The organism is Dyella psychrodurans, assembly GCF_003363265.1.
Taxonomy (GTDB): domain Bacteria; phylum Pseudomonadota; class Gammaproteobacteria; order Xanthomonadales; family Rhodanobacteraceae; genus Dyella_B; species Dyella_B psychrodurans.
Map to the genome: position 1 here is coordinate 580987 of NZ_QRBF01000002.1, position 17891 is coordinate 598877.

General features: G+C 62.8%; 18 protein-coding genes. 5 read left to right on the forward strand and 13 right to left on the reverse strand.

Features of this window, described 5'->3' with window-relative positions; all coding sequences use genetic code 11:
- The first annotated feature begins 6 nt into the window (after positions 1–6).
- The 4 genes from DWU99_RS08860 to DWU99_RS08875 all read left to right on the forward strand — a co-directional run bounded on the left by DWU99_RS08860 (position 7) and on the right by DWU99_RS08875 (position 3964).
- Positions 7–369, forward strand: a complete 363-nt coding sequence (locus DWU99_RS08860; RefSeq protein ID WP_115477635.1) for a cupin domain-containing protein — start codon at positions 7–9, stop codon at positions 367–369.
- Positions 366–1538: a glutamate 5-kinase gene (gene proB, locus DWU99_RS08865; protein ID WP_115477636.1), complete on the forward strand. Its 1173-nt coding sequence runs from the start codon at positions 366–368 to the stop codon at positions 1536–1538. Before DWU99_RS08860 ends, proB begins: the two co-directional genes overlap by 4 nt.
- Positions 1535–2821 carry a glutamate-5-semialdehyde dehydrogenase gene (locus tag DWU99_RS08870; protein ID WP_115477637.1) on the forward strand — a complete coding sequence of 429 codons (1287 nt, stop codon included), beginning with the start codon at positions 1535–1537 and terminating at the stop codon, positions 2819–2821. Before proB ends, DWU99_RS08870 begins: the two co-directional genes overlap by 4 nt.
- A gap of 63 nt (positions 2822–2884) precedes the next feature.
- Positions 2885–3964 carry an acyltransferase family protein gene (locus DWU99_RS08875; protein WP_115477638.1) on the forward strand — a complete coding sequence of 360 codons (1080 nt, stop codon included), beginning with the start codon at positions 2885–2887 and terminating at the stop codon, positions 3962–3964.
- Between the two features lie 2 nt (positions 3965–3966).
- On the opposite strand, the gene kynU is transcribed toward DWU99_RS08875, so the two are convergent.
- The 6 genes from kynU to DWU99_RS08905 all read right to left on the reverse strand — a co-directional run bounded on the left by kynU (position 3967) and on the right by DWU99_RS08905 (position 10620).
- Positions 3967–5244 (reverse strand): kynureninase, encoded by a 1278-nt coding sequence (gene kynU, locus DWU99_RS08880; protein ID WP_115477639.1) that lies wholly within the window; start codon positions 5242–5244, stop codon positions 3967–3969.
- A gap of 87 nt (positions 5245–5331) precedes the next feature.
- Complete coding sequence (locus DWU99_RS08885) at positions 5332–5853, reverse strand: hypothetical protein (RefSeq protein ID WP_115477640.1); 522 nt, start codon at positions 5851–5853, stop codon at positions 5332–5334.
- Complete coding sequence (locus DWU99_RS08890) at positions 5850–6884, reverse strand: amidohydrolase family protein (RefSeq protein WP_115477641.1); 1035 nt, start codon at positions 6882–6884, stop codon at positions 5850–5852. The genes DWU99_RS08885 and DWU99_RS08890 overlap by 4 nt, the downstream gene beginning before the upstream one ends.
- Positions 6885–6963: 79 nt before the next feature.
- A complete protein-coding gene (locus DWU99_RS08895) occupies positions 6964–9069 on the reverse strand; it encodes an FUSC family protein (RefSeq protein WP_115477642.1) in 2106 nt (701 codons plus the stop codon).
- 124 nt (positions 9070–9193) lie between these two features.
- Positions 9194–9757, reverse strand: a complete 564-nt coding sequence (efpL, locus tag DWU99_RS08900) for an elongation factor P-like protein EfpL (protein WP_115477643.1) — start codon at positions 9755–9757, stop codon at positions 9194–9196.
- A 95-nt stretch (positions 9758–9852) separates the two neighbouring features.
- A complete protein-coding gene (locus tag DWU99_RS08905; protein WP_115477644.1) occupies positions 9853–10620 on the reverse strand; it encodes an SDR family NAD(P)-dependent oxidoreductase in 768 nt (255 codons plus the stop codon).
- Positions 10621–10883: 263 nt separating this feature from the next.
- On the opposite strand from DWU99_RS08905, the gene DWU99_RS08910 reads away from it, so the two are divergent.
- Positions 10884–11225 carry an RcnB family protein gene (locus tag DWU99_RS08910; RefSeq protein ID WP_233510993.1) on the forward strand — a complete coding sequence of 114 codons (342 nt, stop codon included), beginning with the start codon at positions 10884–10886 and terminating at the stop codon, positions 11223–11225.
- 64 nt (positions 11226–11289) lie between these two features.
- Here DWU99_RS08910 and DWU99_RS08915 read toward each other — a convergent pair whose 3' ends face one another.
- From DWU99_RS08915 to DWU99_RS08945, 7 genes are all read right to left on the reverse strand, one after another.
- The gene (locus DWU99_RS08915; protein ID WP_115477645.1) at positions 11290–11868 is read right to left on the reverse strand and encodes a GNAT family N-acetyltransferase; all 579 of its coding nucleotides are present in this window, start codon (positions 11866–11868) and stop codon (positions 11290–11292) included.
- A complete protein-coding gene (locus DWU99_RS08920; RefSeq protein WP_115477646.1) occupies positions 11865–12458 on the reverse strand; it encodes a YdeI/OmpD-associated family protein in 594 nt (197 codons plus the stop codon). Before DWU99_RS08920 ends, DWU99_RS08915 begins: the two co-directional genes overlap by 4 nt.
- Before the next feature lie 10 nt (positions 12459–12468).
- Positions 12469–12954 (reverse strand): GNAT family N-acetyltransferase, encoded by a 486-nt coding sequence (locus DWU99_RS08925; RefSeq protein WP_115477647.1) that lies wholly within the window; start codon positions 12952–12954, stop codon positions 12469–12471.
- Between the two features lie 354 nt (positions 12955–13308).
- A complete protein-coding gene (locus tag DWU99_RS08930) occupies positions 13309–14211 on the reverse strand; it encodes a hydroxymethylglutaryl-CoA lyase (RefSeq protein WP_115477648.1) in 903 nt (300 codons plus the stop codon).
- Between the two features lie 229 nt (positions 14212–14440).
- Positions 14441–16438, reverse strand: a complete 1998-nt coding sequence (locus DWU99_RS08935) for an acetyl/propionyl/methylcrotonyl-CoA carboxylase subunit alpha (RefSeq protein ID WP_115477649.1) — start codon at positions 16436–16438, stop codon at positions 14441–14443.
- Positions 16439–16540: 102 nt separating this feature from the next.
- The gene (locus DWU99_RS08940) at positions 16541–17059 is read right to left on the reverse strand and encodes a cupin domain-containing protein (RefSeq protein ID WP_115477650.1); all 519 of its coding nucleotides are present in this window, start codon (positions 17057–17059) and stop codon (positions 16541–16543) included.
- A gap of 15 nt (positions 17060–17074) precedes the next feature.
- Positions 17075–17869, reverse strand: a complete 795-nt coding sequence (locus DWU99_RS08945; RefSeq protein ID WP_115477651.1) for an enoyl-CoA hydratase-related protein — start codon at positions 17867–17869, stop codon at positions 17075–17077.
- Positions 17870–17891: the final 22 nt, after the last annotated feature.

Genomic DNA, 17891 nt, shown 5'->3' on the forward strand with positions numbered 1-17891 from the left:
TTGGACATGGCCACAGTCAGCACTGCCAACGCGGAACATTATTGCTGGGGCCAGTCGTGCGACGGTTGGCATCTGCTTGCCACGGATGACCTGAGCGTCATCGAGGAGCGCATGCCACCAGGCAGTTTCGAGCAGCGTCATCGCCATGCATGTGCGAGGCAGTTCTTCTATGTGCTGGAAGGCGAGGCAGTGCTCGAGCTGGAAGGCATCGCTCATCATCTGCACCAAGGCGAAGGTCTGCACGTACCGCCGGGTAGTGCCCACCAGATGCGCAACGAAGGTTTGGTGGACGTTCGGTTCGTCGTTGTCTCCGCGCCGAAAAGCCATGGCGATCGGATTCCAGCACCGCTGGAGGTCTTGCAGTCATGACGGCCGCAAAGCGCGAATTGCCCGAGCGGGCATTGCCATCGTGGCGCCGCGCGGTGCTCAAAGTGGGCAGCAACCTGCTCGCCGCGGATGGCGGCGGATTGACGACGCGCTATGCCCACGCGCTGTCGACATTCATGGCCGCCAGCCACGCAGTAGGGCGAGAAGTCGTATTGGTGTCTTCCGGTGCGGTGGCGGCCGGTCGTGCACTGATGCGAGAGCGCGCCACTATGGGTGGCGATCTGGCGGCGCGGCAGGCGCTTGCAGCGCTTGGACAAGCGCCAATGATTGCGTTGTGGCAGGGATTGTCGGAACGTCCCGTGGCGCAGGTGCTGCTCACTCACGATGACCTGCGCAATCGCCGTCGCTACCTCAATGCACGCGCGACGCTGCGCGAGCTGCTGACGCTAGGCGTGCTACCTGTTGTGAATGAGAACGACACGGTTGCCGTCGATGAACTGAAGCTCGGCGACAACGACAATCTCGCCGCCATTGTCGCCGCCTTGGTGGATGCGGACCTTCTCCTGATCGCTTCCGATGTGGATGCGCTTTATAGCGCCGACCCGCGTCGCGACCCGGGCGCCGAGCCGATTGGCCACGTGCCGCAGCTGACGCCCGAGGTGCTGGCGATGGCCGGCGGCAGCGGCACCGGCGTGGGCACCGGCGGCATGCGTACAAAGCTGGAAGCGGCCTCCAAAGCTGCCGCCGCAGGTATTCCCACGGCGCTGTTTGGCGGTCGCGACGCGGAGACAGTGAAGGCGCTGGAACAAGGCCGGTTGCGCGGCACGCTCCTCGATGTCGCTGGCAACCGCATGCAAGCGAGAAAATATTGGTTGCGTCATGCGCCCGGCGGGAGCGGGCATATCCGCGTGGATGCCGGCGCGGCGCGAGCGCTCCTCGGTGGCCGCGCTTCGCTCTTGCCTGGAGGTATCCTAGACGTGGCTGGCGAGTTTCATCGAGGCGACCTGGTCGAAATCGTCGATGCGGACGAGCACGCGATCGCACGCGGACTTTGCCAATACGGCGCATCGGAAGTACGCCGTCTGGTCGGTCGACACAGCCGCGACATCGCGTCGGTGCTGGGTTACAGCTACGGTGCCGAGATCGTGCACCGCGACGACTTGGCCACGCTCGCCAACCCCGAGACGACACATGGAGGAATGGAAGCATGAGCGAGATCCGCACCCTGGCTTTGGCGTGCCGCGACGCCGCGCAAGCCATGTTCGCGCTGGACAGCGAAGCCAAGCGGCGATTGCTGCGCGATATGGCCAACGCGCTGGAGGCGGAACGCGACGCCATCCTCGCCGCCAATGCCCGCGACGTGCAGCAGGCGACGGCCAAGGGCATCCAGGGAGCGATGCTGGATCGTCTGCGTCTCGACGAGACACGCGTGGCCGGCGTCGCCAATGCAGTGCGCGACATTGCCGCGCTGCCCGATCCGGTCGGCTTGATCACGCGCAGGGAAACACGTCCGAACGGACTCGAAGTGGAACGCATACGTATTCCGCTTGGCGTCATCGCCATGATCTACGAAGCACGCCCCAACGTGACGGCCGACGCGGCGGCGTTGTGCCTTATGGCGGGGAATGCCGTGATCCTGCGCGGCGGCTCCGAAGCCCTGCATTCGAACGTCGCCATTGCAGGCGTTTTGCGCAGCGTTCTGGAGAAACACGATATTCCGGTCGCGGCGTTGACGCTGGTGGAAGATCTGAGCCGTGAGACCATGGTGGAGCTTCTGCAATTGAGCGATCTCGTCGATCTCGCCATTCCGCGCGGCGGCGAAGGCTTGATTCGTTTCGTGGCCGAGCATGCACGTGTGCCGGTGATCAAGCATTACAAAGGCGTGTGCCATCTCTACGTGGACGCGTCGGCTGATACATCGCACGCGCTGAATTTGCTGGTCGATGGCAAGACATCGCGGCCGGGCGTCTGCAATGCACTGGAGACGCTACTGGTGCATCGGGATGTCGCCGGATCATTTCTGCCGCAAGCGGCGCAGGTGCTTGAGGAAAGAGGTGTCGAATTGCGTGGATGCGAGCGCTCGCGTGCGCTGGTGCCGGGCATACGTGCCGCTACCGACGACGACTATGCTGCCGAATTTCTCGATCTTATTCTCGCTGTGCGCGTCGTCGACGATCTCGGCGCGGCGATCGGGCATATCCAGCGTTTCGGGTCCGACCACACCGAGGTGATCGTTACTCGCGACGATGCTGCGGCAGGGCGCTTCGTGCAGGCGATCCGTTCCGCCGTGGTGATGGTCAACGCTTCCTCCCGCTTCTCCGATGGCGGGGAGCTTGGTCTGGGCGCGGAAATCGGCATATCCACCACTCGCCTGCATGCCTACGGCCCGATGGGGGCTGAAGCGTTGACGGTGGAGCGTTTCGTGGTTAAAGGGCAAGGACAGGTGCGTCATCCCTCAAGCCTGGTAGTACGCGAGACGTTTGAAACACACTAGCTGGTCGTCAGTTCTGCATAAACGACGAGTGGCCATGTTGACACGCTGGGGAAGATAGAGCGGATGCAGTATCGGCACGAGTCAAACAATTTTGATTTTATTCGGCTTTTGGCTGCCGCCATGGTTCTGTGTTCGCATCAATATGCGGTCATGGATCAACCTGAGCCCATGCCGTTTGGGTTGTTCAAATTGGGGACCCTGGGTGTCCTGATCTTTTTTGCGACTAGCGGTTATCTTGTCGTGCAAAGCTGGGAGCGCGATCCGCATGCATGGCGTTTTGCCGTCAGACGTTTCTTGCGAATCTGGCCTGGTCTTGCCGTTGTGACAGCGATTGCAACGTTATGTGTGGGGCCAATCTTTAGCCATGACTCGTTTTCCAGTTATTTCCGCTCCGGTACGACATGGGCATACTTCTCGCAGCTTTACTTGCGCATAAAGCTTGATTTGCCTGGTGTTTTTCAGGCCAATCCCCTTCATGTAGTGAATGGTTCGCTATGGACCATTCCTGTCGAAGTCGAGTGGTATGGGGTCTTGCTGGTTGCCGGAATATGCGGGCTGTTGAATCCGCGTTTGCGCTACATCCTGTTGGTTTTGGTTTTGCTTTATGCCGGGTACATCTATTTTGTATTTGATGTGCAACATAATCCTCTCAGCCAGTTTCTTTCGCCGAAGTTTGGCTGTGAATACGGTTCGTTCTTCTGCTATGGGGCGCTACTTCACTGTATGCGACGGGAGTGGCGCGCAAATCTGCCGTTGATGGCCGGTGTGTTGTTGATCCTTGCGGGTCTGTTCGTGGCCATGAAGCACGCCTATGCCGCCGTGTACGTATGGCTGCCCTTCTTGGTGGTCTGGTTTGGAGAGTATTCCACCCCGATGGTGAGGAACGCGGGTCGCTTCGGCGACTTCTCCTACGGCATCTATATTTATGCGTTTCTGGTTCAGCAGATGGTGGTGTCGGTCATGGGCATCCATCACTCCTATCTCACAACCTTGCTGGTTACAGTGGTATGCACGCTGTTTTGCGCCGTGTTGTCGTGGCACCTGGTCGAGGGGCCGGCGCTCAGGCTAAAGCGCTATTTCGATAATCGAGTAGCTGCTGCGGAGCGAGCAGGGCAGTCAGCCAAGCAGAGAGCAACTGCCTGAGGTCATTTATTGCGCCACGCCCGGGTCGCGTTGGCAAACGCCAGGCAATCCGCAAAGCGGTTGTAGAGCGGCGCGGGAGAAATGCGGATCACATCCGGTTCACGCCAGTCGCCGATGATGCCGTGTTCGATGAGGTAATCGAACAGCGCGCGCCCTTGCGCACGACCGCCCAGCACGCGAATGGAAAGTTGCGAACCGCGTCGTTCGGTCTCTGCCGGCGTGACGATCTCCAGCACATCCGGCAACTGGCTGCGCACCAGCCATTCGAGATAACCGGTAAGTTGCAGCGACTTTTCGCGCAGGCGCGCCATGCCCGCACGATGGAAGATTTCCAGCGATATGCGCAAAGGCACCAGGGCCAGAATCGGCGGATTGGAAAGTTGCCATCCATCCGCACCTGGCGTGGGCACGAATTCCGGTCCCATCTGGAAGCGCGTGTTCTTGTCGTGTCCCCACCATCCGGCGAAACGCGGCAGCGCCGAATGTGCGTGACGCGCATGCACGAAAGCGCCGCCCACGGCACCAGGGCCTCCGTTGAGGTATTTGTAACTGCACCAGATGGCGAAGTCGGCGCCGGTGTCGTGCAATCGCAGCGGCAAGTTGCCCACGGCATGAGCCAGATCGAAACCGACCATGCAGCCATGCTTGTGAGCAAGCTCGGCGATCGCTTTCAGATCGAAAGCCTGGCCGGTGCGATATTGCACGCCGGGCAGCATCACCAGCGCGATGCGCGAACCGTGTTCGGCCAGCACGCGTTCAATGGCGGCCATGGAAATCGTGCCATTCGGTTCGTCGCCTTCCAGCTCGATCAGCGACAGCTTGGGACTGAAACCGTGATAGCGAATCTGCGATTCGACGGCGTAACGGTCGGTGGGGAAGGAACCCGCCTCGATCAGGATGGCATGGCGATCCGGCGTTGGGCGATAGAAGCTCACCATCATCAGGTGAAGATTTACGCCCAGCGTGTTCATGGCCACGACTTCTTCAGGCTGCGCGCCCACCACTTCGGCAAGGTGATCGCGCACGAACTCGTGGTAATCCATCCACGGCAGGCGGCCCTTGAAGTGGCCTTCCACGCCTAGTTCGCCCCAGTAGTCCAGTTCCGCATTCACGGCATCGCGCACCGCGCGCGGTTGCAGACCCAGCGAGTTGCCGCAGAAATAGTGGCTCTCGCCGTTTTCGTGCGGCGGGATCAGGAATTCGTCGCGAAACGCGCGCAGCGGGTCGGCGGCGTCGCGGGCTTGGGCCCAGGCGGCGGTGGCTTCGTAGGATGAGGACATCGAGGGTATTCCGGCTTGGTTCGTGCGCTGCCCGCTCAGCCAGGGCAGGGTGACTGCGCGCCCGGAGCAACCCGGGTGCGCTACCGATCAGATGCTTAGTGTGCTGGCCAGCGAGCTGCAACCTTTATCGAACGCTGCTGCCCATGACGCTCCCGCCTGGCTCGACGTGGGGCGTACGCAGCGCAACTGGATGCCGTGGCCGTTGCGGAACCAGTATCGCTCGACATAGCTGTAGGGCGTGCCGCTTTCGCTCGCGGTATAGACGAAGCTGTTCTGGTCGCCCGCAGCGTTGCTGCCCGGCTGGTAGTTCTTCATGCCCTTCGCCTTCATGACCGCGCTGCTGACGTAGTCGTTGAAGTCCTGCAGGTTGGCGATCTGCTTCACGGTGACGGTGATGCGCGCCAGCGTATCGGCGGCGCTCGGCGAGGGATCGGGCACCTGGAACACGCGTACTTCAGGATCGCCATCGATCTGCATGATGCCGACCCAGGTGGACGGCGTGCTGAAATGCACGGTGCCCGACGCCATGCTCACATCGTCGGCCTGGGCCACCGCAATGCCGGCTACGCCCAGCACGATAGTCACCACCATGTAGCGCCAAAAATTCATGCGTGCTCCTGAGTCGATCTATCGGAAATGAAACGACGGCGCGGCAGTCCCAACCATTCCAGCGCCGTGCCGTGGAACAGGCGGGCGCGGTCTGGTTCATCCAGTTTCAGCGATTCGATGCCGCTGCCTGGCTCCTGCTCCCCCAGCGGGAAAGGATAGTCGGTACCCAGCATCACGCGGTCGACGCCCGTCACATCCAGGAGGTAGCGCAGGGCCTGGGGATCGTGCACGCAGGAGTCGAAATACAGGCGCTTGAGGTATTCGCGCGGGTTGCGCGGATTGTCCGTGGCGACCAGGTCCGGACGCATGCGGAAACCATGCTCGATGCGCCCGATCGTCCACGGGAAGCTTCCTCCGCCGTGCGCCAGCATCACGCGCAATTTCGGCAGGCGCTCCAGCACGCCGCCGAACGCCAGGCAGCATGCCGCGCGCGATTGCTCGGCCGGCATGCCCACCAGCCACGGCATCCAGTACTTGGGCATGGTCGCGGCGCCCATCATGTCCCAGGGATGCACCATCACGGCCGCACCGAGATCCGCCGCGGCTTCGAAGAACGGGAACAGTTCGGGTGCGTCCAGGTTCCACTCGTTGCAGTGCGAACCGATCTGGACGCCGCACAGACCCAGTTCGTCGATGCAGCGTTCCAATTCGCGGATCGCAAGCTCCGGCGATTGCAGCGGCACCGTGCCGATGCCGGCGTAGTGCTTGGGGAAATCGCGACACACCTCGCCCATGTGATCGTTGAGGTGTCGATGCAGATCCAGCGCCTGATAACCCGGTGCCCAGTAGGAAAAAAGCACCGGCACGGTGGAGATGACCTGCACGTTCACGCCGAAGCGGGCGTAGTCGTCGATGCGGTGCTGCGGATCGAACGACGACTCCCACACCTCGCGGAAAAACTTGCCGTCCTTGTAGATGCGATGCCGTCCGTCGTTATGAATCATGACCGGAAAGGCTTCGTTGCCGTACTTGGCGGCAAGGTTGGGCCAGTCGCGGGGCAGAATGTGCGCGTGGGTGTCGATCTTCAGCATTTCCACAGTGTATCGCGTATGGGTGCGACCTACCGTGACGGGTCGAAGCGGGGCTATCGGGACGCTGAATCAGCGCCAATCAGGGATGAACCCGCCTTTCTCCGTGCGCCGCCGTCGACTCCTCCGGGCCGCGGCTCACCACGTGCGTCAGGGTATTGATGTTGTCGACCAGTCGGTCGCTGACGCGCACGATCTGTTCGGCGCGTGTGCGGTCGTCGGCCATGGCCAGCAGGGTGGCCAGGCTGCGTTGCAGCTGGCGTAGCTCGGGGATCGTCGCGGGTACCTGGTTGCCGCGGAGTGCGATCGCCAGTGTATGCAGCTGGGACGCCGAGCGGTCGATGAAGTTCGTCACTTCGGCCTGTTCCGGCAGGCCGTCGCCGCTGTGGAGCAGGGCTTCCAGCGTCATGGCGGTGCGCGCGAGGCGATTGCTGTTGAGAAACAGCGCGCTGGCCAGGTCCAGCAGTGGCAGCGGCGTCGCGGGTTCGGCTTGCATGCGGTCCAGCGATGCCTGCGCATTGGTGCGCGCGGTGCGCACGGCGGTGCGCGTTTCCCGGTGCGTGTCGCGCCGCTCCGGTCTGGCCAGCGCATGCAGGTAATTCGCGTACGCATCGAGCATGTCGGAGAAAGCAGCGCGTGCGCGTCCGCGCTCCCAGGTCGGCCACAACACGTAAGCCAGCAGCGCCATGCCGCTACCCAGCGCGGTATTGATGACGCGATCCATCACCGCCGTACCGGAGTTCACGCCTTCGAACGAAAGAAAGATCACCACCGTGCCGGTCAGCGCGGCGACGGCGATGCCGTAGTGCGCGGTGGCCAGGTAACGGAATGTCATGCACAGCACCGCCATCAGCGCCAGGTGCGCCCAGGGATCGTGCGGTGTGACGTATAGCAGCGCCGTGGTCAGCACCAATCCGAGAATCGTCCCCACGACGCGCAGCAGGCCGAAGTTGAAGGTGGCGGCGAAATCGGGACGCAACACGATCGCCGCTGTCATCGGCAGCCAATAGCCGTGCGGCATCTGCCAGATACGCGAGACGAGCAGGGCGGCGCTGAGGCACACGGCACAACGCAATGCATGGCGAAAAGCGACGGAATGCACGGTGAGCGACGCGCGCAGCGTGGCCAGCGCCGAACCGCCGCGCAGCGCCCTCGGCAGGCTCATTTCCGCGGCCGCCGCGCGTTGCTCGCCGCGAGAGCCCGCCCAGTTCGCATTGCGCACGGCCGCGGCCAACTGGCCGGAAAGTGCGTGAATATGCGATGCCGCCGCATCGATGCGCGCACTGTCGTCAAGCAAGGCGCGCTCGCTGGCTTGCAGCGTTTGCAGTGCGCGGGCGGCCTGATCGGGGGAGTCGCCGCTGTCGAGCGCATCGGCGATCGCGCTCAGCACGCGCTCGGCATCGTTGCGGAACATGGCATGGATGGCCGCAGCGCCGTGCATCTCCGCCATCGCAACCAGTTCGAGACGGATGCGTTCGGCCAGTTCCAGCAGGGCGGCGAACGCTTCCATGGCGCGTCCGCGTGCATGGTGGCGGCCAAGCAGCGTTTGCTGCAGCGTGGTCATCGCCTCGGTGAGCGCGGGCGCATCCTCCTGGTCCTGCGTGTGCTCCTTGGCGAGCGAGGCGAGCCCGCGATACACCGTCGCCAACGCATGGCGCTCCGGCAGGTATCGGTTCAACGGCCATGCAGCGACGGAAAACAGCGCAAGCAGCAGGCCGCCGGCAAAGATCAAGGCGGCACCGGCCCATGCGTGATCGATGGTGGTGGGCGTGGCCGCCGTGATCACCAGCAGGATCATGCTGGTCATGCCTACGCGCGCGATGTCGGCACCGAATACGACCAGCAAGCCGCCGAGAAAACCAAACGCCGTCGTTGCCAGCAGGATCGGCACGAGATCGCCGCCGATCAGGAATCCGCATAGCGAGGCAAGCCCGGCAGCCAACGATGCGAGTACGAGCTGCCACAGTCGCTGGCGATAGGGGCCAGGCTGATCGGAGAACATCGTATCCAGCGCACCTGCGCTGATGGCGAGTCCCGCTTGCGGATGACCCGTCAGCATGCCGATCGCCAACGGCAGCACGACAGCGGCGGTGTTGCGCACGACCACCCACACCGGCACGTCCGGCCGTTTGGTCGAGGTCAAACTTTGCAGCACGCTGGCGCGTAGCGAGTAAGCGCGTGTGGACATGGCAGGGGACGATGCCGACGATGCGCCGATTCTGCATCATCGGTGTGGCTGCTGTCCCTATGCCCGCAAACGAAAACGGCGTCGCCGGATGGCGACGCCGCTCGTGCAAAGCGACGGAAACGGCTTAAGCGCGGCCGGCGAATTCGCCCGTCAGCGTGTTCACCCACACCTTCTCGTCGTTGGTGATGTATTCAGGCACCTGGATCTCGATGCCGGTGTTGAGCTTGGCCGGCTTGGTGCGCTTGGTGGCGCTGGCGCCTTTCAATTCCGGCGCCGTGTCGACCACGGTGAGCATCACGCTGGTAGGCACTTGCAGGCCGACGGGTGCATCGTCGATCACTTGCACGTAATAACCCTCGACACTTTCGACGATGTAACCCGCGTTGTCGCCGATCAGCACGGCATCCAGGATGTACTGGGTGTAGTCCTCGGCGTCCATGAAGACGTAGGCGTCGCCATCCATGTACGAAAAGTTGGCGGCGCGGCGAACCAGGTCCATTTCCTTGAGATCGTCGTCGGCGCGCAAGCTGAGATCGAATTTGCGACCGCCGGGAATCGAATACAGCGTGAAGCGAAAGGTGACGTTGCCGCCACGCGCGGTGGGCGAGCTGCGCTCGATGTCGCGCACCTGGTAGACGGTGCCTTCGTGTTCGACCACGTTGCCTTTCTTGACGTCGGAAGCTTTCATGAATGTGAGCCGGATTAAGTGATGGTTTCGGTTCCGTCATTCCGACGCAGGCCGGAATGACGTCGAGGCTGATCGAGGGGGGTCGGATAACGGCCTTACTTCGGCTGCAGTCGCACCGCGCCATCCAGGCGAATCGTCTCGCCATTGATGTAGCGGTTGCCGAGGATGAACGCCACGGTCGAGGCGAATTCGTCCGGCTTGCCCAGGCGCGACGGGAAGGGAATGGATGCCGACAGCGATTCCTGCACTTGCGGCGGCATGCCGTCCACCATCGGCGTCCAGAATATGCCTGGTGCGATCGTCGCCACGCGAATGCCAAAGCGCGACAGTTCGCGGGCCATCGGCAGCGTCATGCCGACCACGCCGCCTTTCGATGCCGAGTAAGCGGCCTGGCCGACCTGGCCTTCGAACGCGGCCACGCTGGCGGTGTTGATGATCACGCCGCGCTCGCCGTCTTCGCCCGCGTCGTTGTGTTGCATCAGCGAGGCGCCCGCCTTGGCCACGTTGAAGCTGCCGACCAGGTTCACCATCACGGTCGATGCGAAGGTGCCGAGCGGCATCGGGCCTTCCTTGCCCAGCATGCGTCCGGCGCCGAGGATGCCGGCGCAGTTGACGACCACGTTCAGGCCGCCGAGTGCATCGCGGGCGGCGGCGACATTGCCGGACACGCCGTCTTCGGAGGTGACATCCGTGCGGAAGAAGCGCGCGTTGCCGCCAAGCGCCTTGGCCGCTTCCTGACCCTTCTCTTCGTTGACGTCGAACAGGGCGACGTGACCGCCGTTCGCCACCAGGTGCTGCGCCACCGCGTAGCCGAGACCGGAAGCACCGCCGGTGATGATTGCCTTGACCTGATTGAGCTGCATGAGATGCCTCGGTGGAATGTAAAAACCGTAATGGTAGCGCAGAGGCTTTCCGGGCCGCTCCTGGGCCTCCGGTCCCTGAACGCAAAACACTGGTAGCACGGAATATTCACGAAACATTCGGGAGGCTGACGCAAACTTGCCACTCGCACCACCGCGATGGGTTCGCGGCGGGTGCCATGTAAATCAATGGATTACGGCGTCGGTCACAAGGAACGTAGACCCCATGCGATTCCCGTGCCCGCCGCCCGGACGAGGAGTGAGTCATGAAGAAACAATTGGGAATGATCGCCCTTTGCGGCGTGATGCTGGCGTCGTCGCAGATGGCGCTGGCTCAGGGTTACCGGCAGGGCCCGCCGCCGCCGCAATCCCCGCCGTCGCGTTACCACGGCATGTACGACCAAGGGCGCCATGAGGGCTGGTATCGCAGGGGCGGACATATACCGCCCAGTTATCGCGGCGGTCGTTACGTGGTCAACGACTGGCGTCGCTACCGCCTGAGGCCGCCGCCGCGCGGCTACCAGTACATCCGCAGCGACAACGGCGATTTTCTGCTGGCAGCGATCACCACCGGCGCGATTCTCAGCATCATCGCCGCCAATCACTGACGGTCGAGCTTAGGGAATATTGAAGTGGCCAGGTACGCCCAGGCGCGTACCTGGCCGGACCACTTTATGGATCGAATGATCGCTGCAGACATTCGCGCAGCTCGCGCGATTCGATCAGCGATGAAAAAGCAGCCAGCGGTGCGGGCGGATTCTCCGGAGCTTGCAGCTCCTTCTGCCACACGCCCACGTCCCACCACCGACCACTCTTGTAGCCAGCCTTGCGCCAGATGCCTGCCGGCGTAAAGCCCATCGACTCATGCAACGCAACGCTCACTTCGCCGGGCATCGTGATGACGCCTACGGCCTGGTTGATGCCCTGCAAGGCCATCACATCCAGCAGCACGCCATAAAGGCGGCGGGCAATGCCACGGCGCCGCGCATCGGCATGCACGTAAATCGACGTTTCCGCGATCCAGTCGTAAGCGGCGCGTTCGCGAAAGCGCGTGGCGTAGGCATACGCAAGCACCTGGCCGTCTTCTTCCCACACCAGCCACGGATAGTGATGCAATCGCGTGAGGATGCGCTGGCGCATCGCTTCCGCGCCGGGAAGTTCGGTCTCGAAGGTAATCGCACTGTCGGTGACGGCTGGCGCATAAATGGCGTGGACGGCGGCAGCGTCCTCGGCACGGGCGATACGAATCATTTCATGTATTTCCAGTTGCGTTGCTTGCCTTCGGCGAGCCATTCCAGTGCCGTATCCATGCGCTTTTGACGGGTGGTGCCGGTTTTAGCTTCGGTGATCCAGTCAACGTATTCGCGTTGCGCGCTGGGGCTGAAGTCTTCGTAGGTTTTGCGCGCGGCCGCATGTTTCTTCAAGAGCGCGGCGAAATCGTCCGGCAACTTCGGCGGCGGTTTGTGTGCTGCCACCGGTCGTTGTTTCTTGATGCCGGCATCGTTGAGTGCCATGGCCTTGCGAATGTAGCCGGTGAGTTCGCGCTTGCCCGGAAGGTCCTTGAGGGTGGTGATCTTGCCGAACTGGCCCATGCCTTGCTCGGCTTGTGCGCCCACCACGTCCTTGCGCTGCCAGAAACCGAAGCTGCAGTGCTGCTTGAACGCCGCCATCGAACACATCATCGAGCCTTTGTAGTCGAAGTGCGGAAAGCCCCACTTGATGGTTTCCTCCACCTCGGGACAGGCGGCGTGCACGACGGTGCGGATGTGTTCGAGGATAGGCTGCGCGAAGTCGGCGGATTTCCTGATGTAGGCATCGACACGCGGATCGTGGCTGGCCATCGCACCCTCGCTAAAGATCGCGGATAAAGAAACGATCGCAGCTGAAGTGACCGGTGCCACCCATCGGTGTATCCAGCGGCGTGAACCCGTGTTTCCGGTACAGCGACTGCGCCGCGTCCATGCCCGTCAGCGTTTCAAGATAGCAGCGTTTGAAGCCGAAGCCGCGCGCCGCGTCCAGGCACCGCTGAATCATGCTCGCACCGGCGCCGATGCCGCGCGCTTCAGGCAGAAAGTACATCTTGCGCAGCTCGCATACATCGTCGGTAGCGCCTTCCAGTTGCGCCACGCCGCCGCCGCCGAGCACCACGCCATGGCGTTCCACCACGAAATACGCGCTGCGCGACCGCGCATACGAGGCCTGCATATCGTCGACCTCGGTATCGTGAATGGCGAAGCCCGGACCGTCGGCGCCGAATTCGGGCATGACGGTTCGGATGATGTTGGCAACGGCTGAGTTGTCGCGCGGCTCGATGGGGCGAATGATGAAATCGGACATGGACACTGACTCTAGGGATGCTCTGGTTCATTCTTCGCAGGCGTCACCAGCCCTGTCTGTTCGCAGGCCACAGGGCCGTCGGCGAAGGCAGACTGGCTGTCTGTCGAGACGGCGGGCCGAAGGCATGCGGACAGACAGGGCTGGCCCCGCGATTTGAAATTGAATGATGGGGTGATGTCCAGAAGGCCCGCAGGCTGCGCCGCGCGGCTTGGCAAGACGGCCAGTCTTCCCGGCGCCACGCACCACAGCCTGCGAGCCTTCTGGACATCATGCCGTCTGCGAAGAATGAATCAGAGCATCCCTGAGGGAGTCACCAGCGTAACGACCCCGCGAGCCAGTGCAAGGTGCCGATGGTCAGGCCGACGCGGTGCGTGCTTTGGTCACGCGGCTTGCCGTGGGTTTGTTGAGCTGTGCGGCCAGCCAGGCGCCGGTGGCCACCAGGAGATCCAGGTTCACGCCGGTCTGCATGCCCATGCCGTGCAGCATGTAGACCACGTCCTCGCTGGCGACGTTGCCCGTGGCACCCTTCGCGTAGGGGCATCCGCCCGTGCCGGAGACGGCGCTGTCGACCACGCGCACCCCTTCTTCCAGGCAGGCGAGGATATTGGCCAGCGCCTGGCCGTAGGTGTCGTGGAAGTGCACGGAAATGGCGTGCATGGGGACTTCCTGCGAGACCGCATGCAGCATCGCGCGCGCCTTGGCCGGCGTGCCGACGCCGATGGTGTCGCCGAGGGAGATTTCGTAGCAACCCATCTCGTGCAGCCGCTTCGCGACACTGACCACGTCGGCCACCGGTACGTCGCCCTGATACGGACAGCCCAGCACGGTGGACACATAACCGCGCACCTTCACGCCGTCGGCCTTGGCGCTGTCCAGTACCGGCTGGAAGCGGACCAGCGAATCGGCAATCGTCGCGTTGATGTTCGCGCGATTGAAGGCTTCGGAAGCCGCCGTGAACACCGACACTTCCTCCGCACCCGCCGCACGTGCGGCGCGATAGCCCTGTTCGTTGGGCACCAGTACCGGATAGCTCACGCCCGGAACCTTGCGGATGTTGCGAAACACTTCCTCCGCATCGGCCAGCTGAGGCACCCAGCGAGCGCTGACGAAGCTGGTCGCTTCGATGGTTTTGAGTCCGGTCGACGACAGACGATCGATCAACGCGATCTTCACATCCGGTGGCAGCAGCGTTTTCTCGTTCTGCAACCCGTCGCGGGCGCCGACTTCGACGATGCGTACGAAATTCGAAGTGTCCATGGGCGTCCGGTTACGACTGGGAGATTGAGCGGGAGTGCTGCAAGGGCGCGGAATCGGTGCCGGTTCGGATGAACGGACACGTGGATGTCAGGCGCTCGTCGCGAATGCGTCTCGCGATCGCGCACATGGCCATCGCGATGAATACTGCACAGCACATCCACGTTTGCATTGCCATACATACACGCCCACGCCAGGAAGCCGATGACGAAGTCTTCTATTTATCGGGTAATTAATTTGTAAAACGCACCAGAACCGCGTCTGCCTCGACAAATTCGCCTTGTGTCGCGCTTACACTTTCAATGGTGCCGGAGCGCGGCGCCTTCAAGGCAAGCTCCATTTTCATGGCCTCCATGACCAGCACTTCCTGGCCTTCTTCCACCTTATCGCCCGCCTTGGCCTTTACTAAAACGATGCGGCCGGGCATGGGTGCAATGATCTGGTTGCCGCCGCTGCCTTCCTTCGATTCCCATGCGAAGGCGGCAGCACGCGCGAGTGCGTAGCGTTGACCGTTTGTGTCGTGAAGCGATACGCGCTGTGCGTCGGCGTAAACCGGTAGCCGAATGCTTTCACCGTTGAATCTTGCGCTCAGCACGCCGCCGTTCAGTCGTGCACCTAGCGCGTCGCAGCGGGCTTCGCCGTGCTGCAACTGGTAGTTGCCGTCGTGGCCGTGCGCTTCGATTTCGTAACGCTGATCGCGCAACGACAGCGCCACGATGCGCTTGCCGGCGTGGCCGATGCGCCATGCATCCGCGCGCGACCAGGGCGAATAGGGGTCATGGGTGGACAGGGCGTCGGCGACCACCGCGCGTTCGTCGTGAAGCAGCGCGGCGATCGTGGCGGCGAACAGCACCTGATCGGGTACCACGGCGTCGCCGGTTAGGAATTCGTCAAGATGACGATCCAGATAGCCCGTGTCGATCCGGCCTTCGACCACGACCGGGTGACGCGACAGACGTTCGAGAAATGCGATGTTGGATTTCGGCCCGACGATCTCGCACTCGGCGAGCGCTTCGCGCAGACGCTGCAACGCTTGCGTGCGATCGGCGTCGTAAACGATAAGCTTGGCGATCATCGGATCGTAGAAAATGGTGACGGTGTCGCCTTCGATCACGCCGCCGTCCAGGCGCACATGCCGCGACGGCGCCGGCAGCTTGAGCACACGCAGCTTGCCGGAGCCGGGCAGGAAGTTCTGGTCCGGATCTTCGGCATACAGGCGCACTTCGATCGCGTGACCGTGCGCCTCGACCTGCTCCTGCCGCAACGGCAGTGCTTCTCCCGCGGCAACGCGAAGCTGCCATTCGACGAGATCGAGGCCAAGCGTTTCTTCCGTGACCGGATGCTCCACCTGCAAACGTGTGTTCATCTCCATGAAGAAGAACGTGCCGTCCTGTCCGACGATGAATTCCACCGTGCCCGCGCCGACGTAATTCACCGCTTTGGCGGCGGCGACGGCCGCTTCGCCCATCGCCTTGCGGCGCTCCGGCGTAAGAAAAGGCGAGGGCGTTTCTTCCAGCACCTTCTGATAGCGGCGTTGCGCGGAGCATTCGCGCTCGTTGAGGTGAATGATGTTGCCGTGCGTGTCACCGAACACCTGGAATTCGATGTGGCGCGGATGTTCGACGTAGCGTTCCAGGATCACGCGCGTATCGCCGAACGAACTGGCGGCTTCGCGTTGCGCCGACGCCAGTGCGTCAGCGAACTCTTTTTCGCTGCGAACAATCCGCATGCCTTTGCCGCCGCCGCCTGCCGCCGCCTTGATCATCAGGGGAAAGCTGGTCTTGCCTGCTTGTTCGGCGAGGAACGCCGCATCCTGGTTGTCGCCGTGATAGCCCGGCACCAGCGGCACCTGATGCTTCTCCATCAGCGCTTTCGCCGCCGCCTTCGAACCCATGGCGTCGATGCTTTCGGGCCGTGGGCCGATGAAAGCGATGCCCGCTTCGGTGCAGGCGCGCGCAAAGCCGGTGTTTTCCGACAGAAAACCGTAGCCGGGGTGAATCGCCTGCGCGCCGGATTTTTTGGCGACGTCCAGGATCGCATCGCCGCGCAGATACGAATCGGCTGGCCGCGGGCCGCCGATCGGCCATGCTTCGTCGGCCAGGCGCACGTGCTGCGCGTCCTTGTCCGCTTCCGAGTACACCGCGATGGTGTGGATGCCCAAGCGCCGGCAGGTGCGGATGACGCGGCAGGCGATCTCGCCGCGGTTGGCAATCAATACGCGCTCAAACATGCGAGATCCTTGCGGGGAATACGGGGGCTGCAAACCTGCCAAAACTATCAGATTTGCATGTATTAGCCGATGCGCGGCGCAGCATGCGGCACGTATTGGCAGTTATTCGCCGTCCCAATAGTCCAGCGAATCCTCGGGGCGGCCGATCACGCGCACTTGCCGGGGAAGCGGCTTGCCGGACGCATCGCCGGGTGCGAAGGCGAGGTACTTGCCCGAATCGGGGTATTCGCAAATTTCTGCTTCGGATTGATTGCTCACGGCAAGGTAGCGAAGTTCGACGTCGCCGGTGTTGATGATCTGGTGCGCTGTCTCGTGGCCGCCGGTCGGACAGGCGATGATGTCGCCCGCGCGGAGCGGATGACGTGCATCGCCGTAACGCAGTTCGCCCGTACCTTCGAGAATGAAGAACATTTCCTCCTCGACGCGATGGCTGTGAAACGGGCAGTTGCGTTTGCCGGGTGCTACCACAGTGAGGTTGTAGCCGAGCTTGCGCGCGCCGATCCGGCTGGCGATTTCGCCCCAGCGGATGTCGTACTGCTGCGCGTTCGTGCCTTTGGGGGCGTGATCGGCGGAAGGCGTTTCGATGACGACTTCGTCGAGGTTGAGGACGGGCTTGGTCATGGCGACTCCTGACGCTCAGGTATGGGCGCTCCACGCGGGCGCGCGTTTGTCGAGAAAGGCGCCCAGTCCTTCCTGCCCCTCTTCGGATATGCGTAGCCGCGCGATTAGAGCGGCATTGTCGCGGTCCATACGTTCGGCCGCTTCTTCGGTCAATCCGTGCATGCCGAACGCCAGCTGTTTCGCTTCGTGCTGCGCCACCGGGCCGGCCTTGGCGAGCAGCTTGAGCACGTTGTGCACGGTGTCGTCGAGATATTCGGCCGGCACGGATTGATGCAACAGCCCGATCTGCGCGGCCGTGTCGGCATCGAAGATTTCGCCCGTAAGGAACAGGCGGCGCGCGTTGCGCAAACCGATCGCGGCGATCACGTAAGGCGAAATCACCGCAGGCACCAAGCCGAGCTTCACTTCGGTCAAACCGAATTTCGCGGTATCCACGCCGATGGCGATATCGCAGCAGGCCACCAGGCCGACGCCGCCGCCGTACGCCGCGCCGTTGACGCGGGCGATGGTGGGCTTGGGCAGGAATTGCAGGGTACGCATCAGTTCGGCCAGCCGCAGGGAGTCGTCGCGGTTTTCGGCCTCGCTGGCCTTGGCCATGCCGCGCATCCAGTTGAGATCCGCGCCGGCGGAAAAACTCGCGCCCACGCCGGTGACCACCACCGCGCGCACGGCCGGGTCGCTACCCGCCGATTTCAGCGCTTCGGTGAGATCGGCGATCAGGCGGTCGTCGAAGGCGTTGTGGACTTCCGGGCGGTTCAGGCGGAGCTCGCGGATGCCGTTGTGGTCGGCGATTTGGACGGCGCTGGTCATGGGGAGAATCCTGGAATCAAAC